We start from the raw sequence: 24,215 nt of genomic DNA, 5'->3' as shown, positions 1-24,215 counted from the left end.
ACTCCATGTGGGGTTCAGGGCGTGACGGTGGGAACACGCAGTTCCACCTTGAGGTCGCCGCTGTAGTAGCCGGGGCGCTTGGTGCTGACCGGCACGCGCGGTGTTTCCAGCGTCAATGGCGTAGGCACGCAGAACACCGGCTGCGTCATGCCGGGCAGCAGCACCAGGCGCAGCCGTGCGGTATCGATGCCGTGCAGCAGCTGCTCCACACCATTGCGCATCGGCAGGCTGCTGCCGTTGTGATCCAGCGTGACGGTGTAGTCCACGCGCTGGCTGGCATCACTGCCGCCATCGACGTGCCATACCGAGTAGCCCGAGGGCCCGGGAGGCTGCGCGCCGCTGTCACGCACGGTGACGCCCAGGTAAGCACTCTGCGAGCCCAGCCCGTCGTACAGGCACATGTCGAGCTGGGTACGGCCGCCGATGGTCTGCGCGATCGGGTCGTACTGCAGGTTCAGGCCGACGTGCGGGGTGACTTGATCGAAAAGCGGGAAGTAGATGGAGACCGCGTTGTGGTCGGTGATGGAGAATTCAAATGCAAAGCTGTATTCAGCTAGCGGAGCACCCGCGATCTCGCCATGCATGGCAAGCATGAGCTGTGCACGCCAACGTCCTGCCACGAGCCTATTCAACTCAGAGACTGGCACTCGAAGACTCACTCCGATTCCGGCAGATTGGTCTCTGCCGCAAGCGTCGACATCTGCAGCCCATAGGGGTCTGATTACTGATGCCCAGTAGTCCGATGAGCATGCCTGCCCAGTCATCGGGCGGCGTCGGCTACCAACTGCGCGTATCTCCTCTCTCAAACCAGATCTGGCTTCAACCGCCTGTATCCATATTTCTCCTGCCCCAGACATGCTCGTCTCGGAGCCAAGCACCGGACACTTGCCCTTGGATGAGTCGCTATCCGACAAACAGACGAGATGGGTCTTTGCGTACGGAAGTCCGGCGGACGCTTGATACGCGAGCAACGAATCTCGCGCCCACAACTCGATATCTCCCGGCATCGCAGAGCGATCCCAACTCATCACGATGTCGCGGTGCTCGCTCGACGGATGTGTTTCCGGCGGCCTCTGCGCCATCGCCCGCGGCACCAACAGCACCAGCCCACACAACACCGCCATCGCCCACCACACGCGCCGGCTCACTTCGCACCTCCCGCTGCTGCGGTCTGCGGCGTGGCGGCAATCAGCGCCTGCTCCTGCAGCAAACGCGCCACACGTGCCTGGTGGCGGATGTCGGCCGGCAGCTGGGCCACGGCCAGCGGCTCGCACTGCACGGCGCCTACCAGCATCACCACGCTGCGGCGCTCGCGCACCTGTAGCGGGCAGTGCAGCAACCGGTCGTCCTGCAGCAGGTACAGGGTCTTCTCGCGTCGTGGGAAGTCGGCCACGAAACCTCCATTGCTGCCGGTGCCGGGCACCGGCGCGTTGAGAATGCGGGCAGCGCGCAGCGGGGCGCCGGCGATGTCCTGGGCGTTGCCGATGAAGGTGTAGGTCACTTCAATCGGCACCGGCATGCGCACCAGCCGCCCCGGTGACAGGAACAGCGGACGCGCGCCGCCCACACCGCTCACGCGCACGGCGGCGATGCTGTCCAGGGCGCTGGCGTCCTGCACTTCAGCGCGGTGCGACTGGTAGGCGGAGATCGGCAGCAGCCGGCGCTCGCCCAGCTTCAGTCGCTGCCGGCGCAACCCGCCCACCTGCAGCTCGGCGGCAACGCCGGTCAGGTCCAAGTCGTCGGTGTGATCCACCTGCACCGCCAGCCCCGCGTCGGCGCCAACGCCAGCGCCCCAGTACACGCCGCGCTTGCCGATGGCCAGGCCGGAACTGTGCGTGGCGCTGTACGCCACTTCGTTGCCACCCTGGTGCTGGTAGCGCGACACCGTGGCACCGGTCTGGCCGATGCGGTTCTGCAGCTGGGTACTCAGCGTGGCGCTGTAGCGCTCGTTGTTGTTGCCGCGCAGTTCGCCCGATACCTCGCGGTACTGATCCTCGTATTCCTGGCGCAGCGTCTGCCCGGCGCTGTAGTTGATGTCCGGCCGCGCATGCTGTGGTTGCCGCACGTCCACGCCATAGCGTCGCTGCGAACTGCCGCGGTCATCGTGCTGCAGGCGGTTGAGGCTGAAATTGAGGTAGATGCCGCGGTCACGTCCATCGCGCAGTCCACCGCCGCTGGTCTGCTGCCACACGCCGATGCGGCTGGACACACTGAACTCGCCCCAGCGCTGGCTGCGGCTGTAGCTGGCCTGCCAGGTGCGGCTGAGCTGCGGTATGCGCGTGGGCTGTGGAAGCCATGGCGGCAGCAGCGGGTCAAGCTCGGCCAGTGGATCATCACCCAGCCCCGGCCGCACGGTGCCTGCACGCCAGGTCTGGCGGCGGGTATAGGCCACGTAGGCGTTGCCGCCGGCCACCGGCAGCGCCATCGAGGCACTGAGCGAATCGGCACAGCCGAGCCGGTCGCGCGCGTCATCCTCGAACTGGCAGGCACGGCCGCGCATGCGCTGGTGGTACACATTCCACGAAGCACGGCGACGGTAGGAAAGCTGATGCTGCTGGCCACGGCTGCCATCGCTGCCGTGCATGCCACTGAAGGTGGCGCGGACTTCCTGGGTCGCAAACACATGGCGCAGGTCCAGCCGCAGTTCGCCGTAGCTGAAACCGCCCAGATCGGCGATGCCGGCGGTCATGGCCACGTTGCGCCCCATCGGCACGCGCAGGCCGCCCATGGCCGCCAGTTCGTCGTCGAAGCGGTCGCTGCGGCGCTCGTTGCGGCGGCCGCCCTGCAGGAACCACTGCACGCTGCTGTCGGTCCAGTCACCGCCCTTGTCGAACGGCGCGTCCTCGTTGCGTACCAGCACGCCGTCTTCGTAGATGCGCAGGCTGACGGTGTAGTTACCCATGGGGAACCGGCGCGTATCGAGCTGGTTGATGCCGGCCTGCAGGTAGAAGGTCTGCAGCAGGCGCTCGCCATCGAATGCATCCACGCGCGCATCGCGCGCCAGCAGCACGGTGAGCGGCGTGGCCTGCACGGCGGCGGCGGAATCCACGTAGGCCTGCGTGGTGCCCAGCCGCAGGCCCTGGAAGCGATCCATCGGCAGCATGCTGAAACTGAAGGTGCCGCCCTGCGGACTGCTCAGGTTGCGGCGGTCCATGCGCCCGGCCTGCAGGTAGTGCTGCTGGCCCAGGTCATGGCGGTAGTAGGCGTTGTCGAGCTGGAAACGGCGGCTGGCAAGACCGCCGCGGTAGTGCTGCTGGCTGAAGGTCCAGTCGGCGGACAGGTGCCCGCGCTGGAACACGCCCAGTGCGCCCATGCCCTGCGCGGCCAGCGCCTGGTAGCCGCGGCCGCCGCTGACGTTGAAGGTGTGCTGGTGCAGGAAGGCGTTCTCGGCATTGGCGCTGACCTGGTGGTAGCGCTCGGCGCCCGGCTCGCCGGGGATCCATTGGCGGGCGACGAACAGGCGCACAGCGCCCTCGCCTTCGTCATACAGCGCGCGCACGGCGGTGGGCTCCTCGGGGGGATCGATGTACCCACAACCGGCGCTGGCACCGCCGTAACGGCACGCCAGATGACTGTTGCGCGGCAGCGGCTGCGACAACGCCGGCAGCAGCGCGGCCTGCGCTTCGGCGGACAGCTGCAAGGCCTGCAGCGCCTCGGCCGGGGTTTCCAGCTGCACGTGTTCCAGGGTCACGCGCACCGGCACGAGCCCGGTCGAACGACCGAACAGACGGATCTCCAGGTGTTCGGTCTGGCCTTCGACCAGATCCTCGAAACCGGCGGGAACGCCGCGCGCCGCGACCAGGGGTGTGGCCAGCGACAGGGCGAGCGCGACCGCCAGCCGGGTGACGGCGGGTGCGGGAGCATTCATGGGGGAATTACCGGAAGCAGCCGGCCCGGCAAGCGGGCCGGCGCGGGTGCCTTACGGGCTGGTGGTCTTCTGCTGCATCGCGATGGTGACGATGCCTTCGTAGCGGCCACCGCGGGCGATCGGTGCCGGGCTGGTCTGCGCGATGCGCAGCGCCATCGGGATCGATGCGCCCGGCAGCGCGCCATCGAACAGATCGGATGCGGTGAAATCCTGTGCGGCCACGGTCAGTGCCCTGCCATTGAGGCTGACCGTCAACGGCACCGGCGCGCCGCCACCATCGGTGTTGAGCAGCTGCGGGGTGCTGCCAACACGCACTTCGATGTCCTTGCTTTCATCGTTGGAGTAGATGCGTACCTGCTGCGCCCACGGCACCAGGCCACTGACCGGGTTGTGGACCATGTTGACCACCGAATCCAGCGCGGTGCCATCGGCCTTGAGCAGGGCCAGGGTCGGATCCACGTCGGCCCAGACCTTGATGTCGGCGTCGAATGCATGGGCGGACAGCGAAACGGTAGCCAGCGCTGCAGCGAGCGCGGCCTTCTTCAGGATGGTGTTCATGGTGTCTCTCTCGGACGGTGGGATATGAGGCCTCGCTTGCGGAGGCATCACCCGCCTGCGTGGGGGCGGGCGACGAGAGAATGGTAGGCAGCGCCGTACCTTGCGGCCATTCAAGCTTTCCTAAACAGATGAATGTTAAGGGGATTTCTTGAAGTTGCTCAAAGTTTGAGAGTTATGCAACTGTCCTCATCCGGCCTTTGCAACAAACCTCATTGCAGTAGCGCCAAATGCATCAGGCCGCCTTTCGGCGGCCTGATGCGATGAACGGTGCGGTGCCTAGAAGAAGATCGCGTACAGGATCAACAGCGGAATCGGCACGCCCAGGAACCAGAGCAGAAGCGTTTTCATGACAGGTCTCCTTGCATCAGATGCGGGTTACAGATCGCGGCGACGGCCGCCCCAGGTGGCGCTGAGACTGGCGAAGAAGGCGCCGATCAGCAGGGTGATGAACAGCCACAGTGCGGCATAGGCCGTTGCCTTGCGCGCATCGTCGGCGGCCTGCTTGGCGGTGTTCTTCGCCTTCTCCAGCGCGGCACGCATGCGGGTCTGCACGTCGGTCACACGGGCCTGCGCTTCGGCCGGGCTCATGCCCGTCTCGCGCGCGATCAGCTGCGACAGGTACTGGGTATCGGCCGGGTCCAGGCCATCCCCCTGCAGGCTGTTGACGATGATGCGGTTCACCTCGGCACGGACTTCGCGGCGGTCGCCCATCGGGGCACTGCCCGGCATCGGGCGCGGCGGCGGGGCCGTGCGGGCGTCACGTGGGCCAACGCTGGCGGCGGCCGGGGGCGGCGGCGGTGCGGCCGGGACCATCGGGCTGGTCCCCGGCGCTGCGCCCGCTGCCGGCGCAACCGGAGGTGCACCGGCAGCGTCCGGGTCCGCCGTGGTGGCACTGCGGAACAGCGAATCCACCCAGTAGTTGAGGTCGCTCTCCGGTGCGCCTGCAGCAGCGCTGCCAGCTCCGGCCACGGCAGCACCGGCAGTGGTGGCAGCGGCGCCTGCGGTCGCACCGGCAACCTTTGCGCCGGCGCCCAGCACGCCACCGATGGCCGAGGTCAACAGGCCAGCAGTGAGCAGGGTCGCCACAGCCCAGGACACGAAGCCGTGCGCGGTGTCGCGGAAGTAGGTTTCATCGCCATGCAGCTGCGTCCACTTGGTGCGCAGGCGACCGGCCAGATAGCCGCCGAGGCCGGAAGCGGCCAGCGCGGTGAAGGTCAGCCACGCGATGCTGGTCCAGCCGAAGGTTTCCTTGGACACCCCTTCGAACGACCAGGGCGAAACCGATGACAGGCCGAGGCCAACGCCCAGGATCAGCAGGATCAACGACAGTGCAGCGGCCGCAACGGCACCGGCGAAAATGGCGCCCCAGGACACCGCGCTTTCGCTGGGGGGTGGCACGATGGGAGTGGCCACCACGGTGGCGATGTCTGGACCGGGTGGATCGCGCTCGGGCAGGTCGAAACGGGTACTCATGGGTTGGACGCTCCGTATCAGTGCTGCAGGTGCAGCTGGCGTCCTGAGGCTGCGCGAGCGCTTGTGAAGCTGGTGAGACCCTTGAATCACGCGGTCTTGGCGCGGTGAGCAACGTGCCACTCGCCGGAGCGCAGTAGATCCACGCCATGCGTGGATGATGTTCCGCGCGCGCCGAAAGCTTGCCAACCAAGGTTGGCATCTACCAAAAGCGAAGCAAAAAAAACGCCCCGCAATCGCGGGGCGTCTTCAGCACAACCTACCGCAGGCAATCAGCCCTGGTAGTCACGCACGTCGTGGCCGGTGTAGACCTGGCGCGGACGGCCGATCTTCATTTCCGGAGCCGGAACGCAGTAGATCCGCGCCATGCGTGGATGATGTTCCGCGCGCGCCGAAAGCTTGCCAACCAAGGTTGGCATCTACCAAAAGCGAAGCAAAAAAAACGCCCCGCAATCGCGGGGCGTCTTCAGCACAACCTACCGCAGGCAATCAGCCCTGGTAGTCGCGCACGTCGTGGCCGGTGTAGACCTGGCGCGGACGGCCGATCTTCATTTCCGGAGCCGGAACGCAGTAGATCCACGCCATGCGTGGATGATGTTCCGCGCGCGCCGAAAGCTTGCCAACCAAGGTTGGCATCTACCAAAAGCGAAGCAAAAAAAACGCCCCGCAATCGCGGGGCGTCTTCAGCACAACCTACCGCAGGCAATCAGCCCTGGTAGTCACGCACGTCGTGACCGGTGTAGACCTGGCGCGGACGGCCGATCTTCATTTCCGGGTCGACCTGCTGTTCCAGCCAATGCGAGACCCAGCCGGAGGTACGGCCCAGGGCGAACATGACGGTGAACATCTCGGTCGGGATCTGCAGCGCCTTGTAGATGATGCCGCTGTAGAAATCGACGTTCGGGTACAGCTTGCGGGCGACGAAGTACTCGTCCTGCAGCGCGGCCTGTTCCAGCTTCACGGCCACGTCCAGCAGCGGATCCTGCACGCCCAGCTGCTTGAGCACCTTGCCGGTCATCTCGCCGATGACCTTGGCGCGCGGGTCGAAGTTCTTGTACACGCGGTGGCCGAAGCCCATCAGGCGGAAGCCGGAGGTCTTGTCCTTGGCCTTGAGCACGGCCGACTCGACGTTGTCGGCCGAACCGATCTCTTCCAGCATCTTCAGCACGGCTTCGTTGGCACCGCCGTGGGCCGGACCCCACAGCGCGGTGACGCCAGCGGCGACCGACGCATACGGGTTGGCACCGGTCGAACCGACCAGACGCACGGTCGAGGTCGACGCGTTCTGCTCGTGGTCGGCGTGCAGGATGAACAGCAGGTCCAGTGCCTTGACCACGTCCTGGTTCAGTTCGTACTTGCCATCGGCCGACTCGAAGGTCTGCTTCAGGAAGCGGCTGACGTAGTCCAGCGAGGTATCCGGCTTGTTGGCCGGCAGGCCCTTGCCGTGGCGGTAGATCAGCGCCGACAGGGTCGGCACCTTGGCGATCAGGCGCACGGCAGCCTGGCGGCGCTGTTCGGCGTCGGACAGGTCCAGCGAGGCGTGGTAGATGCCCGACAGCTGCGCGATGGCGGCGGTCAGGATGGCCATCGGATGGGCATCCTTGGCGAAGCTGCCGATCAGGGTATTGATCGACTCATCGACGTTGGCTTCGGCAGCCAGCTCGTCGGTGAAGGCCTTCAGCTGCTCGGCGCTCGGGCGCTCGCCGTTGATCAGCAGGTAGGCCACTTCGACGTAGCTCGACTTCTCCGACAGCTGCTCGATCGGGTAGCCGCGATACAGCAGCACGCCCTTGTCGCCGTCGATGTAGGTGATGGCGGACTTGCAGCTGGCCGTCGCGGTGAAACCGGAATCGTAGGTGAAATACCCCGTTTCCTTGGTCAGCTTCGCGATGTCGACGCAGTCGTTGCCGAGGGTGGGTTTGATGACGGGCAGAACGACCGACTTATCGCCGGCGTTGAGCGTGACCTGATCAAGATCGGACACTGTGTGCGCTCCTTCATGGGAAGGCGCCTGCCCAAGCGCATTGGTCAGGCACGTGAATGACGTCCTCGGCCTGTGCCGGGGATCAGGTCATTATCGCACAGCAGCATTTGCCGGGCGCTAGACAGAAGTCGTAGACGACAGGCAGCCGGCACCCTGCCAGCGAGCGGCCGGGATCGGCAAGAGCGTTGTCACAAGGACGCAGTGTTCCGTCCCTCCAAACGCCCGTTGGGCAGGCGCTGGACAAAAACAAACGGCCGCGCAGAGCGCGGCCGTCGGTTCGAACCGGGTACGACGTATCAGCGCGCGTAGCGCTTCTGGAACTTGTCGATACGGCCCGAGGTGTCGATGACCTTGTGCTTGCCCGTGTAGAACGGATGCGAAGCCGAGGAAATTTCAACCTTCACCAGCGGGTAGTCGTTGCCGTCTTCCCACTTGATGGTTTCCTTCGTGCTCATGGTCGAGCGGGTCAGGATCTTGAAATCGGAGGTGACGTCATGGAAGACGACGTCGCGGTAGTTCGGATGGATATCGGCCTTCATGGGCTCACACCGTAAATGGGCTGGTGGTCAAGAGCGGCATTATAAGCACTGGTTGCCACCGGGGGCAACCAGTGCGGGGGGGCTGGCCTCAGTCCGCACCCAGGGCCTGGCGCACCAGGGCTTCGAAACGCCCCTGGTCGTAGGCCATCAGCAGATCGCAGTTGTCCGGCTGGCCGGTCTGGCGGTTCCAGTCGACGATGGTCGCGCCGCGGCTGAACGTGCCGTTCAGTTCCACATTCAGCGGCCGTGATTCGACCTGCAACTGCCCTTCCGGGTTCAGCGCCCAGGCCATGGCCAGCGCGTCGGCGGTGTACCAGCGGCCGCCCTTGCTGTCTTCGGACAGGCCACGGGTCTTGCGCGAGATCAGCTCGTAGAAGCGCGCGCGCTCGGAATCTGCGCCCAGCCACTGCTCGGCTTCGGCCAACGGCAGGCCGTGGGCAACGGTGGCTTCCCAGTCCGACACCAGCAGGTGCGGGAACGCGGTGAACACCACATGCGCGGCTTCCGGATCGAAGGCGATGTTGAATTCGGCGGCGGGGGTGATGTTGCCGTGGCAGGTGACTGCGCCGCCCATCACCACGATGCGCTTGATGCGCTGGGGCAGGGTCGGATCGAGCTTCAGCGCCAGCGCCAGGTTGGTCAGCGGGCCGAGCATCACCAGCATCAGTTCGCCGGCATGCTGGTGCGACAGGCGCAGGATGGCCAGCGCGGCGTGCTCGGCGTCGGCCTGGCGGCTCGGCGGCGGCAGGTCCACATCGCCATAGCCATCGCGGCCATGCACGTGGGCGGCGTCGACGGATGGATGCAGCAGCGGATCGGGGCTGCCGGCGAACACCGGCACGTCGGTACGGCCGACGATGTCGCAGAGCTTGAGGGCGTTGCGGACGGTGTACTGCAGGCCTACGTTGCCGACGGCGATGGTCAGGGCGACCACGTCATGCCGTTCATCGGCGAAGGCCATCAGCAGGGCCAGTGCGTCGTCGACACCGGGATCGGTATCGATCAACAGCGGGATCTTCTTGGTCATCGTTGCCGTCTTCAGATCGGCAACGAAGTGTGGACCGGGATGATGACCGTTGCAAGTATGGGGGTTCGGCAGGGCTGCGCCCTGCACCTGCAGAGGCCGGAGCAACGGCAACAGCAACGGCAACAGCAACGTCAAAGGCTGGCTTTCTGGGAGATGGCGGGGTGGGTCCGGTTGCGGGGGACGCCGTATACCCGTCCATGGGGGCTTGGCCGCGGCATCCAAGCCGCGGACACCCCCGCAACCGGACCCACCCCGCCTTCGACAGATTTCCGCGGTCTGTCGGAACGGCGGATGTTGGTAGGTGTCGACCTTGGTCGACACATCCACGCAATGCGTGGATGAACATGAAAATGATCGAAAGCGCTGTCTGTAGAGTCGAGCCGTGCTCGACTCACGCACGCAGCGCGCAGTAGATCCACGCCATGCGTGGATGAGCGCCAGGGCATGGGGTCAGAGCCCTTTGCCAAGCAAGGGATCCGACCCCGCAGCTTACGCCGAGGCGTAGCGCACGGCCGTACCGATCCAGCGCTGCACCACGCGATCTGCAAGCGCCGGCTGCTGCGCCAGCAGGCGTTCGGCCAGCGCATGCACGCCCGGCAGCAGGCCAGCGTCGCGGGCCAGATCGGCAATGCGGAAGCCGGCCAGGCCGGTCTGCCGGGTGCCCAGCAGTTCGCCGGGCCCGCGCAGCTCCAGATCCTTCTCGGCAATGACGAAACCGTCGTTGGTTTCACGCATGGTCTGCAGGCGTTCGCGTGCCATCTGCGAAAGCGGTGCCTGGTACAGCAGCACGCAGCGCGACACCGCCGAACCCCGGCCGACGCGGCCACGCAGCTGGTGCAGCTGGGCCAGGCCCAGGCGCTCGGCGTTCTCGATCACCATCAGCGAGGCGTTGGGCACGTCCACGCCGACTTCGATCACGGTGGTGGCCACCAGCAGGTCAATGTCGCCGGCCTTGAACGCGACCATCGTCGCCAGCTTCTCGGCCGCTTTCAGCCGGCCATGCACCAGCCCCACGCGCACGCCCGGCAGCAGCGCCTGCAGCGATTCGTAGGTGGCCTGTGCCGGGGTGGCATCCAGCTCTTCGCTTTCTTCGATGAGCGTGCACACCCAGTACACCTGCCGCCCTTCGCGGCAGGCCAGGGCGATGCGCTCGATCAGCTCGGGGCGGCGATCGTTGTTCAGTGCCACGGTCTGCACCGGCGTGCGGCCCGGCGGCAGTTCGTCGATGGCCGATACATCCAGGTCGGCGTATTCGGACATCGCCAGCGTGCGCGGAATCGGCGTGGCGGTCATCACCAGCTGGTGCGGCACGTTGTTGCCGCCCTTGCCCTTGTCGCGCAGCGCCAGGCGCTGGTGCACGCCGAAGCGGTGCTGCTCATCGACGATGGCCAGCGCCAGATCGTGGAATACCACCGCCTCCTGCATCAGTGCGTGGGTACCCACCACCACCTGCGCTTCGCCGTTGGCGACCTGTTCCATCACCTTTGCGCGCGCCTTGCCGGTGACCTTGCCGGCCAACCAGGCGATACGCACGCCCAGCGGCTCCAGCCAGCCGCGCAGGTTGTTGAGATGCTGTTCGGCCAGCAGTTCGGTGGGGGCGGCCAGTGCGACCTGCTTGCCCTGCTCCACCGCCAGCATCGCTGCCAATGCCGCCACCACGGTCTTGCCCGAACCGACATCGCCCTGCACCAGCCGCAGCATCGGGCTGGGGCGCGCAAGGTCTTCGCGGATCTGCTTGAACACGCGTGCCTGCGCGCCGGTCAAGGCGAACGGCAACTGCTTCAACAACGCCTTGGCCAGCTTGCCGGGACCGGCCAGCGGCGGCGCGTGATGCGCCTGCAACGCAATGCGCTGGCGACGCAGGCTGAGGTGGTGCGCCAGCAGTTCTTCCATTGCCAGCCGGCGCTGCGCTGGATGGGTACCGGCGGCAAGTGCAGCCAGGTCTGCATCCGGCGGAGGTTGATGCACGGTCAGCAGCGCACTGCGCAGCGATGGCAGGCCGAGGCCCTCGAGCCAGCCGGTCGGCAGCAGTTCCAGCGTGCTTTCTTCCGGCAGGCGATCAAGCGCCTGGCCGATCAGCTTGCGCATCGTCATCGGGCCGACGCCTTCGACGGTGGAATACACCGGGTCGAGGCGATCGCCGAGATCGGGATCATCGTTGCGGCCCAGTACCTGGTAGCTGGGATGGACAATCTCCAAACCGAGGTGCCCCGGTTTGGGCGTACCGAAGCAGCGCAGGCGGTTGCCGACCGCGAACTGGCCGACCTGCTGCTGGCGGAAATGGAAGAAGCGCAGCACCAGGGTGCCCTGCCCTTCATCCTCAACTGCCACTTTCAGCATCGGCCGGTAGCGCATGCCGCGCTCGACGGCCACCACCCGCACTTCCACCTGCGCCGGAATGCCGTTGCGCAGGTCTTCGATGCGGGTCAGCCGGGTACGGTCTTCATAGCGCAGCGGCAGGTGCAGCCAGAGATCCTGCAGGGTGGCCAGGCCACGCGCCTGCAGCTTGGCGGCCACGGCCGGCCCGACGCCGGCGAGCATCGCAAGCGATGCTTCACCGGACGGTGCCAGTGCCGGGGTGACCGCCGCCTTGCGTGCCACGTGGCGGTCAGTCGATGACCATCACCGCGTCGACCTCGAAGTTGGCGCCCTTCGGCAGGCCGGAGACTTCGATGGTGGAACGGGCCGGGAACGGGGCCTGGAAATAGTCCTGCATCACCGCGTTGACCTTGGCGAATTCGGCCAGGTCGGTCAGGTACAGGCCCAGGCGCACGACCTTGTCCAGCGAACCGCCGGCGGCTTCGGCCACGGCCTTGAGGTTGTCGAAGGCACGACGGGCCTGCGCTTCGACGTCACCGACGCCGACGATGTCGCCGGTGGCCGGGTCGAGCGGAATCTGGCCGGAGAAATACACGGTGTTGCCGGCGCGCACGGCCTGCGAGTACGGGCCGATGGCGGCCGGGGCCTTTTCGGTGTTGATGATCTGGCGGGACATGGGTCGCTCCGGTGCGTTGGGGGAAAACAGAGCGGTGATTGTACCGGGTGGGGGCAATGTCGGCTGGGGTCGGATCCGTTTCCCGGCGGGAAACGGATCCGACCCCGTGCGTTGTGTGCGCGGAACGTCATCCACGCATGGCGTGGATCTACTGCCGGCGTACCGCCTGCACGACCGACAGGCGGCGCAGGCGACGCATCACTTCGGCCAGGTGGTTGCGGTCGCGCACCTGGATGTTGAACGCCAGCACTGCGGCGTTGAAATCGCGGTCCAGGTAATCCACGCGCTCGATGTTGGAGTGGCTCTGCGCGATCGCCGCGGCCAGCTGTGCGAGCACGCCGGTACCGTTCTCCACTTCCACCACCAGCGAGGTGTCGTAGTCGCCGGATACGGTGGTATCCCAGCCGATCAGCACCCAACGCTCGGGCGACTTGCGCAGTTCGGCCAGGTTCGGGCAATCCATGCGGTGCACCACGATGCCCTTGCCGGCGGTGTGGTAGCCCATGATGTCGTCGCCCGGAATGGGCTGGCAGCAGCCGGCGAAGGTGACCACGCCACGCTCGCTGCCATTGATCAGGATCTTTTCCTGCGAACTGTGGCGCGAATGCGCGCCGCCGCGCAGTTCGGCGTAGGCCATCAGTGCCTGCGCAGCCTGGGTCGGCATCCAGTTGCCCAGCGCGACTTCCGCCAGCAGGGCCTCCAGGCGCGGGAACCGGTGTTCGGCCAGGAAGGCATCCAGGCGGCCCTTGGGCAGGCGCTCCAGCGAGCTGTCCATCGCCTCCAGCGCGCGGTCGAGCATGCGGTGGCCCAACTGCACGGCGTCTTCGTGCTCCAGCTGCTTGAGCTGGTGGCGGATGGCGGTGCGCGCCTTGCTGGTCACCACGAATTCGAGCCACTGCGGCTTGGGCGTGGCCGAGCGCGCGGTGATGATCTCCACCGACTGCCCCGACACCAGCTTGGTGCGCAGTGGCACCAGTTTCTTGTCCACGCGCGAGGCCACGGCCATGTTGCCGACGTCGGTATGCACGGCGTAGGCGAAGTCGAGCGCGGTGGAATTGCGCGGCAGGGCCAGGATCTTGCCCTTCGGGGTGAACAGGTAGACCTCGTCCGGGAACAGGTCGACCTTGACGTTGTCGAGGAACTCCAGCGACGAACCGGCGGCCCGCTGCGAATCGATCAGTTCGACGATCCAGGCGTGGGCGCGGCTCTGCGCGCTGTTGGGCGAATCGCCGCCGAACTTGTAGGTCCAGTGCGCAGCCACGCCGCGCTCGGCGATCAGGTCCATTTCCTCGGTGCGGATCTGCACTTCGATGGGCGAACCGTAGGGCCCGAACAGAACGGTATGCAGCGACTGGTAACCGTTGGCCTTGGGAATGGCGATGAAATCGCGGAAGCGCCCATCCAGCGGCTTGAACGCGGCATGCACCGCGCCCAGCGAGTGGTAGCACTGCGGCACGCCGCGCACGACCAGGCGGAAGCCGAACACATCCATCACCTGGTCGAAGGATTTGTTCTCGTCGCGCATCTTGTTGTAGATGCTCCACGGGGTCTTGATGCGGCTGACCAGGCGGTGCTCGATGCCTTCCTTGGCCAAGCGCTGCGACAGCTGCACTTCCACCTGCGCCAGCGCCTCGCGGCGCACGACCGGCTGGCTGCGGATGTGCTTTTCCAGGATCGCGTGGCGCCACGGGTACAGCGCCTTGAAGCCGAGGTTCTGCAGTTCGCTCTTGACCAGGCTCATGCCCAGCCGCTGCGCGATCGGGGCGTAGATCTCCAACGTCTCGCGGGCGATGCGGCCACGCGCTTCCCGGCTCTGCGCGCCCAGCGTGCGCATGTTGTGCAGGCGGTCGGCCAGCTTGATCATGATCACGCGCAGGTCGCGTGACATCGCCAGCAGCATCTTGCGGAAGCTCTCGGCGGCCGCTTCCTGGCGGTCGCGGAACTTCAGCTTGTCCAGCTTGGTGACGCCGTCCACCAGTTCGGCCACGGCTTCGCCGAACTCGGCCGACAGGGCCTCGCGGGTCAGCGGGGTGTCTTCGATGGTGTCGTGCAGGATCGCGGCGATCAGCGCTTCCACGTCCAGGCCGAGCTCGGCCAGCACCTGGGCCACGGCCACCGGATGGGTGATGTAGGGCTCGCCCGACTTGCGCGTCTGCCCAGCGTGCGCGGAGGCACCGACTTCCCACGCACGGCGCAGCAGCGGCAGCTGCTCGGGCGGCAGGTAGTGGGCGGCGCGCTCGAGCTGGAGGACGTAATCGGGTACGGCGGCAGCGGGGACTGCGGCGACCTTGGCAGTGGGGCCTGGGTTCATGGCCAAAGCCTATGCCAGCGCGACGTTTACGGCAAACCCTGAATGCGAAACAGCCCGCACGGGGCGGGCTGTTCGGCGTATCCAGCAATGACGTTGATCAATGCGATCAGTCGTCGTTCTTGGACATGTCTTCGTCGGCGACCACTTCGGCGGCGGCCCACTCCAGCGCTTCGCGCTCGGCGCGCTCACGCTCGGCCTTCTCGACTTCGTCGATCAGCGCGTTGTCGATCTTGCGGGCAGCGATTTCGCGCAGCGCCAGCACGGTCGGCTTGTCCTCGCTCTCGCTGTTGTCCAGCGTGGCCTGCACGCCATTGGCGAGCTGACGGGCGCGCTTGGAGGCCATCATCACCAGCTCGAAACGGTTGTTAACGACTTCCAGGCAATCTTCTACGGTAATGCGGGCCATACGGGCTCCCGGCGACCGGTCGGCCGCTCAGTCGAATGAGGGAAAGGGGACGGAGTGTACTGGCAGGGGCTGGACAAAATCAAGCCAACCCCCACCGGACCCTTTAGGAATCAATCAGTTGAACCCGCATCCGGGGTCAACAGGGCCTGGATCAGGCCGGCATGGCGGACCTTCTGGGCGTCCCGGCGCAGGCGGCTGGCGGTGAAGATCGCGCACAGTTCGTCCACGGCGGTATCGAACACTTCGTTGACGATGACGTAGTCGAATTCGTTGAAGTGCAGCATTTCATCGCGGGCGGCGCCCAGGCGCTGGGCGATGACCGCCTCGCTGTCCTGGCCACGCTTGCGCATGCGGTCCTGCAGGGCCTGCTTGGACGGCGGCAGGATGAACACCGTCACCGTGCCCGGCACCAGCTGGCGCACCTGCTGCGCGCCCTGCCAGTCGATTTCCAGCAGCACGTCCTGGCCGGCCGCCAGCTGCGGCTCCACCGACTGGCGGGCGGTGCCCTTCCAGTCGCCATGCACCCAGGCGTGTTCGAAGAAATCGCCGGCGGCGATCATTTCCTCGAACTTCTCGGCGCTGACGAAGTGGTAGTGCTGGCCGTTCACTTCACCCGGGCGCATGGCGCGCGAGGTGAAGGAGATCGACAGGGCAATCTGCGGGTCGCGGGCCAGGGTGGCGTTGACGATGCTGCTCTTGCCGGCGCCGGAGGGAGCGGCAACGATGTACAGCGTGCCGCGTGCGATCGCGGCCGGGGGCGTGGAAATGCTCATTCGATGTTCTGCACCTGCTCGCGGATCTGGTCGATCAGCACCTTCAGCTCGACCGCGGCATTGGACGTGCGGCTGTCCACCGACTTGGAGCCAAGCGTGTTGGCCTCGCGATTGAACTCCTGCAGCAGGAAGTCCAGGCGGCGGCCGACCGGTTCACGCTGCTTGAGCACGCGGCGGATCTCGACGATATGGCTGGACAGGCGATCCAGCTCCTCGTCCACGTCCAGCTTCTGCAGCCACATCACCAGTTCCTGCTCGGCGCGGCCCGGATCAACCGGATGCGGCAGGTCGGCCAGGCGAGCGGCGAGCTTGGTGCGCTGGCCGTCGCGAATGGCGGGAATCAGCGTACGGACCTCCGCGGCGATGCGCTCGATGGCATCCACGCGCTCGGCGATGGCGGCGGCCAGCGTATTGCCCTCACGCTCGCGGGCGGCGATGAAGCCCTCCAGCACCTGGTCCAGCAGCGCCAGCGCTTCAATCTGCAGGGCTGCCGCATCGGTGGCCTCACCCTGGGTGACGCCCGGCAGCTGCAGCAGGTCGGTGAAGCTGACCTGCAGGTTGGGGAAATCGGAGGTCAGCCGGTGCGCCAGCTGGCCCAGCTGGCCCAGCAGCACCTCGTTGACCTGCAGGCTGGCGGCCGAGTCTGGCGCGCGCAGGCGCATCACCAGATCCAGCTTGCCACGGCTCAGGCGTGCGGAAATGCGTTCGCGCAGCTGCGGTTCCAATGCGCGCAGTTCCTCGGGCAGGCGCGTGCCCACTTCCAGGAAGCGGTGGTTGACCGAGCGCAGCTCGCAGCCCAGCGTTCCCCACAGGGTGGAGCGCTCGCCGCCGGCATAGGCCGTCATGCTTCGAATCATGGATGTATCCGGTGCTTGCAAAGGGGGAATGGTACCCTAGCGGTCTCTTTTGAGCCCCTTTCCCCGCCCCGTGAAGGCCGCGGGGATGGTGGCGTACTCCCTTTCCCTACGGAACCTGCCCCATGTCCGATTTCCGCCCCAGTGGCCGTCAGCCCGATCAGCTGCGCCCGGTCGTCATCCAGCGCGGTTTCACCCGCCACGCCGAAGGTTCGGTGCTGGTCTGCTTCGGTGAAACCCGCGTGCTGTGCACGGCCAGCATCGAGAACCGGGTGCCGGGCTTCCTGCGTGGCAAGGGCGAAGGCTGGGTGACCGCCGAGTACGGCATGCTGCCGCGCGCCACCCACACCCGCAGCGACCGCGAAGCCGCACGCGGCAAGCAGGGCGGCCGCACGCTGGAGATCCAGCGCCTGATCGGCCGCAGCCTGCGCGCCTGCGTGGACCGCAACGCACTGGGCGAACGCACCATCACCCTGGACTGCGACGTGCTGCAGGCCGACGGCGGCACCCGTACCGCGGCCATCACCGGCGCCTACGTGGCCCTGGTCGATGCGGTGAACGTGCTGATGAAGCGTGGCGACATCAAGCGCAACCCGATCCTCGGCGCGGTGGCGGCGGTGTCGGTCGGCGTCTACCGCGGCACCCCGGTGCTGGACCTGGACTACGCCGAAGACAGCGACTGCGACACCGACATGAACGTGGTGATGAACGACGGCGGCGGTTTCATCGAACTGCAGGGCACCGCCGAAGGCCATGCCTTCCGTCGTGACGAACTCGATGCGCTGCTGGGCCTGGCCGAGAAGGGCGTGACCGAGCTGCTGGCCGCGCAGCAGGCAGCGCTGTCGGCATGAACCGGCGCATCGCCCTGACCACCCTGGTGGTGGCCGACTATGACGAGGCCATTGCCTGGTACACCGGCAAGCTCGGCTTCCAGCTGCTGGACGACATCGACCAGGGCAGCAAGCGCTGGGTAGTGGTCGGCCCGACCGACGGCAGCGCTGCCGCCCTGCTGCTGGCCCGCGCCAGCGACGACGAGCAGCGCAGCCGTATCGGCAACCAGACCGGTGGCCGCGTCGGCTTCTTCCTCAATACCGATGACTTCCGCCGCGACCACGCGGCGATGCTGGCTGCCGGTGTCCAGTTCCTGGAAGAACCGCGCGAAGAACCCTACGCCACGGTCGCGGTGTTCCGCGACCTGTACGGCAACACCTGGGACCTGTTGGAGCCCCGCTGATGAAAAAGCTTGTCCTGGCCAGCCACAACGCTGGCAAGCTGCTGGAAATGCAGGAAATCCTCGCCGACCTGCCACTGCAGATCACCTCGGCCGCCGAACTGGGCCTGGGTGATGTGGAAGAGACAGGCCTGACCTTCGTCGAGAACGCGCTGCTGAAGGCACGCGCCGCCTGCGAAGCGACCGGCCTGCCGGCGCTGGCCGATGATTCGGGCCTGATTGTCGATGCCCTCGGCGGTGCACCGGGCCTGTACAGCGCGCGCTATGCCGGTCACCCGACCAATGCGGCGGCCAACAATGCCAAGCTGCTGGAAGCGATGGCCGACATCGCCGATGGCCAGCGCAGCGCCCGCTTCTACGCCGTGATCGTGCTGCTGCGCCATGCCACCGACCCGCAGCCGCTGATATGCGAAGGCCGCTGGGAAGGTCAGATCATCCGCGAACTGCGCGGTACGAATGGGTTCGGCTACAACCCGGTGTTCCTGGACACCACCCACGGCCTGACCGCTGCGGAAATGGAACCGGCGTTGAAGAACGCCATCAGCCATCGCGCCATCGCCCTGCAGCAGCTCAAGCAGCAGCTCGCGGCCTGGCTCTGATACCCCACCCGATCGACACAGGGAAGCCGGCCAGCGGCCGGCACTACCGATGACCACCATGCCGCACGACCACGACCACGACCGTTGCAACCACCTGCCCGGCGAAGCCTGCGACCACGACGCACCACCGCGTCTGGTGCCACCGCCGCTGGCGCTGTACGTGCATCTGCCGTGGTGCGTGCGCAAGTGCCCGTACTGCGACTTCAACTCCCACCAGGCCAAGGGCGAACTGCCCTTCGATGCCTACATCGATGCGCTGGTGCGCGACCTCGACCAGGACCTGCCGCTGGTCTGGGGCCGGGTGGTCAGCAGCGTGTTCTTCGGGGGTGGCACGCCCAGCCTGTTCCCGCCCGAGGCGATCGACCGCTTCCTGCAGCAGGCCAGTGCCCGCCTGCGCTTTGCGCCGAATGCCGAGATCACCCTGGAAACCAACCCGGGCACCGCCGAGCACGGTCGCTTTGATCGTTACCGCGCGGCCGGGGTAAACCGCCTCAGCTTCGGCATCCAGAGTTTTGATGATGCCGCGCTGAAACGACTGGGCCGCATCCACGACAGTGTCGAGGCCGAGCGCGCGGTGAAGATGGCGCAGGACGCGGGCTACGACAACTTCAACATCGACCTGATGTACGCACTGCCGGAGCAGACCCTGGCCGGTGCCGAGGCCGACCTGGAACGCGCGTTCGCGTTGCAGCCGGCCCACATCTCGCACTACCAGCTGACCCTGGAACCGAACACCGTGTTCTTCGCGCGGCCGCCGCAGGGCATCCCCGATGAAGACCATGCCTGGGACATGCAGGAACACTGCCAGGCGCTGCTGGCGCAGGCCGGCTTCGGCCAGTACGAGGTGAGTGCCTATGCCCGCCCCGGCCGGCAGAGCGCCCACAACCTGAATTACTGGCGTTTTGGTGACTACCTGGGCATTGGTGCCGGCGCACACGGCAAGATCAGTTCCGGTGCCGAGGAACACGTGCTGCGACGCTGGAAGCACAAGCACCCGCAGACGTTCATGGATACGGCAGGCACGGCCGCATCGTTCGGCGGTGACGAAGTGATCGCCGCCGAGCGCCTGCCGTTCGAGTACATGCTCAACCTGCTGCGCCTGCACGAGGGGTTCAGCCTGCGCGACTTCGAATCGCGCACTGGCCTGGCCCGCAGCGTGCTGGACGCACCACTGCGCGAAGCAGTGCAGCGTGGCTGGCTGGTGGTGGCAGGCGGGCACGTGCAGCCGACCGAGCTGGGCCGGCGCTTCACCAACGATGTGGTCAGCCTGTTCCTGGAAGCATGATCCGCTGCGGCGCCGCCATCGAAGGCGGCCCTGAATGGATCCATCGCTAAAGTAGCGCCTTCACCGGCCGACACGGTAGATTCCAAGATCGATCCGCGGGAATCCGGACCCCCTCGCCGATGTCTGCTGTCTTTTCCCTTTCCAGTGCCGACACTGCCCGCCTGGCCGCGGCCGAGCTGCCGCCGCGTGTACGCGAGCTGCTGGGCGCGTTGATCGGCCTGTGCCGTCATGCCCTGACGGCACCGCTGATCCTGACCGTGGAAGCGCTGGAGCAGACCCTGCTGCATGACGCCGACCATGCCCGCAACCCGCAGCAGCAGGCCGACCTGCTGGCGCAGCGCGGCCAGCTGCATGCGTTCGCCGGCCACTTCAGCGACCGCATGCTCGATGCGCTGGCCGATGCGCTTGCGCGGCTGCGTGAACCGATTGCCCCGGTCGTAGCCGCCACCACGCCACCGCCCTTGCCCGGCATGCTGGGGTTGACCCTTGTCGCCGAGCATGAAGTCGACCGCGACCTGCTGCTGACCGAAATGGTGCGCCGGGAAACGCTGCGTTCGGCCAACGCCTTGAACCTGCTCGGCCAGCGCCTGGGTGTTGTCGCCGGTGCCCCGGCCTTTGAAGCCGATACCCTGCCGCTGGCCCCGCAGGCCCTGTGCGCGATGGTGCGCAAGCTGGCCGAACAGGATGCCCTCAGCGCCGAGGTGCAGATGGCGCTGTACCGCAGCTTCGAGCGGCAGGTGCTGGAGCGGCTGGGCGATGTGCTCGACCGCGCCAATGCGCTGCTGGCACAGCACGGCATCCTGCCGGGCCTGGTCTACACCCCGTACCTGGCACGTTCTTCGAGCACCCGCCGGATCATCACCCAGTCGGTCGGCAGCGGCCGCAGCGGGCGCCCGTCGCCGCGCGTGCCCACGCCGATGACCGGCTGGGGTGGCTCGGCACCGCCCGGCTCGTGGTCGACGTTGATGCAGGATGCCTTCGCCGACGCGGCTGCGCCCGGCGCGTCGGCCGGCATGACGGTAGCGGCCAGCAGCGTGCTGCACGAGATGTTGCAACAGGCGCGGCAGACCCCGCAGCCAGCGGCCGATCCAGCGGCACTGCCCAGTGCAGCGGTCGATGCCGTGCTGGCGCGCCTGCAGGGCCAGGCCAGCGCCGCCAGCGCCATGACCGATCTGCAGGCCGCGGTGGTCGCCCAGCTGCGCAGCGAACATGGCGCGCAGGCCACCCTTGGCAGCCACGACCGCGACAATCTCGATCTGCTGCGCCTGCTGCTGCAGCAGGTGCAGCAGCAGCAACGGCCGGACCCGGTGCCGGCCGCGCTGCTCGCGCGCCTGCAGGTACCGCTGGCGCGCGCAGCGATGGCCGATCCCGGGTTCTTCGTGCGCGACGAACATCCCGCACGCGAACTGCTCAACCATGTCGCTGAAGCCGGCGCCAGCTGGCTCGGCGATGACGATGTCGATCCGCAGCTGCTGCAGCGGCTGGCGCAGAGCGTGCAGGGCCTGCTCGGCCAGGATGCACGCACGCCCGAGGCTTTTGCCGCCGCCAACGACGAGATACAGCAGCACCAGCGTGCGGCCGCGCACCGCGCCGAACTGGCCGAGCGCCGACACGTGGAAGCCGCACGCGGCAAGGAGCGACTGGAACTTGCGCGACGCCAGGCCACTGCGCAGATCGACCAGTGCTGCGACACGCAGGAACCGCCGCGCTTCGTGCAGACACTGCTGCGCCAGGCGTGGGCAGATGCATTGACACTGACCCGCCTGCGCCACGGCGATGATTCGCCGCAATGGCAGGAGCGCCTGCAGCAGACCGAACGCATCGCGGCAATCACTGCCGAGGCCGCCAGCGAAAGCAGCGCGACCGACGCTGCGCTGGCTGCCGAGGTTGAATCGGCCCTGCTGCAGGTCGGCTACCACGCAGAGGAGGCGGCTGCCGTCGCGCGCCGCCTGTCCACGCCCGGTGGCGAAGACGAAAGCACCTCGCGCACCGAGCTCAGTGCACGCCTGAAGGCCCGTGCACGGCTGGGCGAACACACCGGCGCACAGGCCCTGGCAAGCGATGCGGCACCACGCAGCGAGGCCGAGGAGGCCAGTTACCAGCAGCTGTGCGCGCTGCCCTTCGGCAGCTGGTTCGATATCGACGATGGCGAAGGCGCGCTGCGCCGCCAGCGCCTGTCCTGGTACAGCCTGCTGACCGGCCATGTGCTGTTGGTCAACGCGCGTGGGCAGAAGATCGGCGAAACCAGCCTGGATGCCCTCGCCCGGCAGATGGCCGCCGGACGCGCGCAGCTGGTCACCGAAGACAAGGGCCGTCTGGTCGATCGCGCCTGGCAGGCCAGCCTGAGCGCACTGCGCACGCTGGCCGGACGTCGCCCGCAGGAGCCCAACGCATGAGTACGCAACCGCCCGTTGATACCCGCCGCGCACCGCGCCGGCAGGTGTCCGATCTGGTACCGGTGACCGACCAGATGCGCGACAGCGTGGTCGGCCGGCTTGGCAACGTGTCCGAGACCGGCATGCTGATGCTGGCCAGTGCCGCGCTGCGCGACGACGCGCTGTATCAGCTGCGTTTCCCGTTGCCATTGGCCGATGGCCGCAGCGAGTGGATCGACGTCGGCGTACACCTGCTGTGGAGCGAACCGGCGCATGCACCCGGCCAGAGCTGGGCGGGCTTCCGCTTCCTGACCCTGTCACGCGAGCATCGGCAGCTGCTGCGCCGGTGGATAGGCGAAGACAGCGACGAGGCACCGGTTTCGACGGGCTGAGTGCCGGTTCCGGCACAGCGGATTGCGTCGGTATCCGGCAGAATCTAGGGCCGTTTTCCGTGTCGAGCCACCGCAATGATCCAGCAAGACCCCGGCGCCCTGTATCCCGACCACCTGGCCGTGCTGTGCCGACGCGCCGAGCAGGCGCTGGCCCGCGGCGGCTTCGACCACCTGGTGGTGCCCAGCGGCACCCTGCACTACCAGGTCTTCGACGATCGTGACTATCCATACGCGGTCAACCCGCAGTTCAAGGCCTGGCTGCCGCTGACCCGCGTGCCCAACAGCTGGATCGTGTTCACCCCGGGCAAGCGTCCGGCGGTGATCTTCCACCAGCCGTTCGACTACTGGCATGTGGTGCCGGATGCACCGAGCGGCTGGTGGGTCGAGCACTTCGACATCCACATCATCCGCACGCCGGACGAAGCGCTGGCACTGCTGCCGCCCGACCCGGCGCGCTGCGCGATCCTGGGTGAGCCGCAGAGCGCGCTGGGCGCGTATGTGCCCAACAATCCGCCGCCGGTGGTGAACTACCTGGAATGGCACCGCGGCAGCAAGACGGCGTACGAAATCGCCCTGATGCGCCAGGCGCAGGTGCTCGGCGTGCGCGGCCATCGCGCGGCCGAAGCGGCGTTCCGCAACGGCGCCGACGAGTTCAGCATCCACATGGCGTACTGCCAGGCCGTGGGCCAGGACGCCACCGAGCTGCCGTACGGCAACATCGTGGCCTTGAACGAGCATGCGGCGGTGCTGCATTACACCGAACTGGGCCGCAAGGCACCGCAACCGCTGCGCAGCTTCCTGATCGATGCCGGCGCCAGCGCGCACGGCTATGCCAGTGACATCACCCGCACCTACGCCGCCGCCGGCCATGACGAATTCGCGGCGATGATCGACGCGGTCGATGCCGCGCAGCAGACGATGTGCGCGGCCGTGCGCCCGGGCTTCGACTACAAGCAGCTGCACGTGGATGCGCACCTGTCGCTGATGGGCGTGCTGAAGGACTTCGGCGTGATCAAGGTATCACCGCAGACCGCGCTGGAAACCGGCGTCAGCGCCGCGTTCTTCCCGCATGGCATCGGCCACCTGATCGGCCTGCAGGTGCATGACGTGGCCGGTTTCGCGGCCAGCGATGAAGGCGGCCGCATCGAGCGTCCTGCTGGCCATCCGTACCTGCGCCTGACCCGCGTGCTGGAGCCGGGCATGGTGGTGACGATCGAGCCGGGCCTGTACTTCATCGACATGCTGTTGAACGAAGTGAAGGCCGCCGGTCATGGCGATGCAATCAACTGGGAGCGTGTGGACTTCTTCCGTCCGTACGGCGGCATCCGCATTGAAGACGAAGTGCTGTGCACTGATGGCGAAGCGGACAACCTGACGCGCCCGGTGTTTGCGGCGGCCAACGGCTGAGCCCCTCGTGGTTGGTCGCGAAATGCGTCCGGACTACGGAGACGTGGCCGGGCGGGTGAGCTGCGCAGGGGACGCCGTAAATACGTCCTTGTAGGCTCGGGCGCGCCATCCATGGCGCTTACGTCCCTGCGCAGCCCACCC

20 protein-coding genes are annotated in these 24,215 nt (G+C 67.0%); 7 read left to right on the top strand and 13 right to left on the bottom strand.

The features are described from left to right. Positions 1-14 precede the first annotated feature (14 nt). The 13 genes from K5K93_RS16525 to K5K93_RS16465 form a co-directional block, all read right to left on the bottom strand. Positions 15-857, bottom strand: a complete 843-nt coding sequence (locus tag K5K93_RS16525; RefSeq protein WP_314819834.1) for a CfaE/CblD family pilus tip adhesin — start codon at positions 855-857, stop codon at positions 15-17. A 287-nt stretch (positions 858-1,144) separates the two neighbouring features. Beyond that, positions 1,145-3,868, bottom strand: coding sequence for a TcfC E-set like domain-containing protein (locus K5K93_RS16520; RefSeq protein ID WP_222388438.1), 2,724 nt, complete (start codon positions 3,866-3,868; stop codon positions 1,145-1,147). Between the two features lie 51 nt (positions 3,869-3,919). Beyond that, entirely contained in the window at positions 3,920-4,426 is a 507-nt protein-coding gene (locus K5K93_RS16515) for a CS1 type fimbrial major subunit (protein ID WP_093817912.1), read from the bottom strand. 375 nt (positions 4,427-4,801) lie between these two features. Further along, complete coding sequence (locus K5K93_RS16510; protein WP_222388437.1) at positions 4,802-5,899, bottom strand: hypothetical protein; 1,098 nt, start codon at positions 5,897-5,899, stop codon at positions 4,802-4,804. Between the two features lie 703 nt (positions 5,900-6,602). Beyond that, positions 6,603-7,880: a citrate synthase gene (locus K5K93_RS16505; RefSeq protein ID WP_025874217.1), complete on the bottom strand. Its 1,278-nt coding sequence runs from the start codon at positions 7,878-7,880 to the stop codon at positions 6,603-6,605. Between the two features lie 296 nt (positions 7,881-8,176). Continuing rightward, positions 8,177-8,419 (bottom strand): type B 50S ribosomal protein L31, encoded by a 243-nt coding sequence (locus tag K5K93_RS16500; protein ID WP_006389217.1) that lies wholly within the window; start codon positions 8,417-8,419, stop codon positions 8,177-8,179. A gap of 88 nt (positions 8,420-8,507) precedes the next feature. Continuing rightward, positions 8,508-9,446 (bottom strand): nucleoside hydrolase, encoded by a 939-nt coding sequence (locus tag K5K93_RS16495; RefSeq protein ID WP_222388436.1) that lies wholly within the window; start codon positions 9,444-9,446, stop codon positions 8,508-8,510. 489 nt (positions 9,447-9,935) lie between these two features. After that, positions 9,936-12,047: an ATP-dependent DNA helicase RecG gene (gene recG, locus K5K93_RS16490; protein ID WP_222388435.1), complete on the bottom strand. Its 2,112-nt coding sequence runs from the start codon at positions 12,045-12,047 to the stop codon at positions 9,936-9,938. Positions 12,048-12,054: 7 nt separating this feature from the next. Continuing rightward, a complete protein-coding gene (locus tag K5K93_RS16485; protein ID WP_025874214.1) occupies positions 12,055-12,441 on the bottom strand; it encodes a RidA family protein in 387 nt (128 codons plus the stop codon). Between the two features lie 148 nt (positions 12,442-12,589). Continuing rightward, positions 12,590-14,752 (bottom strand): bifunctional (p)ppGpp synthetase/guanosine-3',5'-bis(diphosphate) 3'-pyrophosphohydrolase, encoded by a 2,163-nt coding sequence (locus K5K93_RS16480; RefSeq protein WP_025874213.1) that lies wholly within the window; start codon positions 14,750-14,752, stop codon positions 12,590-12,592. Positions 14,753-14,858: 106 nt separating this feature from the next. After that, on the bottom strand, positions 14,859-15,158 hold the full coding sequence (rpoZ, locus tag K5K93_RS16475; RefSeq protein ID WP_049469622.1) for a DNA-directed RNA polymerase subunit omega: 300 nt from the start codon (positions 15,156-15,158) through the stop codon (positions 14,859-14,861). A gap of 110 nt (positions 15,159-15,268) precedes the next feature. After that, positions 15,269-15,931 carry a guanylate kinase gene (gene gmk / locus K5K93_RS16470; protein WP_032976987.1) on the bottom strand — a complete coding sequence of 221 codons (663 nt, stop codon included), beginning with the start codon at positions 15,929-15,931 and terminating at the stop codon, positions 15,269-15,271. Continuing rightward, a complete protein-coding gene (locus K5K93_RS16465) occupies positions 15,928-16,788 on the bottom strand; it encodes a YicC/YloC family endoribonuclease (protein ID WP_222388434.1) in 861 nt (286 codons plus the stop codon). The genes gmk and K5K93_RS16465 overlap by 4 nt, the downstream gene beginning before the upstream one ends. Before the next feature lie 122 nt (positions 16,789-16,910). On the opposite strand from K5K93_RS16465, the gene rph reads away from it, so the two are divergent. The 7 genes from rph to pepQ all read left to right on the top strand — a co-directional run bounded on the left by rph (position 16,911) and on the right by pepQ (position 24,074). Then, the gene (rph, locus tag K5K93_RS16460) at positions 16,911-17,636 is read left to right on the top strand and encodes a ribonuclease PH (protein ID WP_025874210.1); all 726 of its coding nucleotides are present in this window, start codon (positions 16,911-16,913) and stop codon (positions 17,634-17,636) included. Next, positions 17,633-18,019 (top strand): VOC family protein, encoded by a 387-nt coding sequence (locus K5K93_RS16455; RefSeq protein WP_025874209.1) that lies wholly within the window; start codon positions 17,633-17,635, stop codon positions 18,017-18,019. The genes rph and K5K93_RS16455 overlap by 4 nt, the downstream gene beginning before the upstream one ends. Next, on the top strand, positions 18,019-18,615 hold the full coding sequence (gene rdgB / locus K5K93_RS16450; protein WP_222388433.1) for an RdgB/HAM1 family non-canonical purine NTP pyrophosphatase: 597 nt from the start codon (positions 18,019-18,021) through the stop codon (positions 18,613-18,615). The genes K5K93_RS16455 and rdgB overlap by 1 nt, the downstream gene beginning before the upstream one ends. Before the next feature lie 58 nt (positions 18,616-18,673). Continuing rightward, complete coding sequence (gene hemW / locus K5K93_RS16445; RefSeq protein WP_261311977.1) at positions 18,674-19,900, top strand: radical SAM family heme chaperone HemW; 1,227 nt, start codon at positions 18,674-18,676, stop codon at positions 19,898-19,900. 119 nt (positions 19,901-20,019) lie between these two features. Then, positions 20,020-22,296, top strand: coding sequence for a DUF1631 family protein (locus K5K93_RS16440; protein ID WP_222388432.1), 2,277 nt, complete (start codon positions 20,020-20,022; stop codon positions 22,294-22,296). Beyond that, positions 22,293-22,667, top strand: coding sequence for a PilZ domain-containing protein (locus K5K93_RS16435; protein WP_025874204.1), 375 nt, complete (start codon positions 22,293-22,295; stop codon positions 22,665-22,667). Before K5K93_RS16440 ends, K5K93_RS16435 begins: the two co-directional genes overlap by 4 nt. A 75-nt stretch (positions 22,668-22,742) precedes the next feature. Further along, the gene (pepQ, locus tag K5K93_RS16430) at positions 22,743-24,074 is read left to right on the top strand and encodes a Xaa-Pro dipeptidase (RefSeq protein ID WP_093817923.1); all 1,332 of its coding nucleotides are present in this window, start codon (positions 22,743-22,745) and stop codon (positions 24,072-24,074) included. The last annotated feature ends 141 nt before the right edge of the window (positions 24,075-24,215 follow it).

The sequence above is a fragment of the Stenotrophomonas sp. DR822 genome, from assembly GCF_019793815.1.
Taxonomy (GTDB): domain Bacteria; phylum Pseudomonadota; class Gammaproteobacteria; order Xanthomonadales; family Xanthomonadaceae; genus Stenotrophomonas; species Stenotrophomonas indicatrix.
Note: the sequence above shows the minus strand (reverse complement) of the source record. Positions and strands in the feature narration are given on the sequence as shown.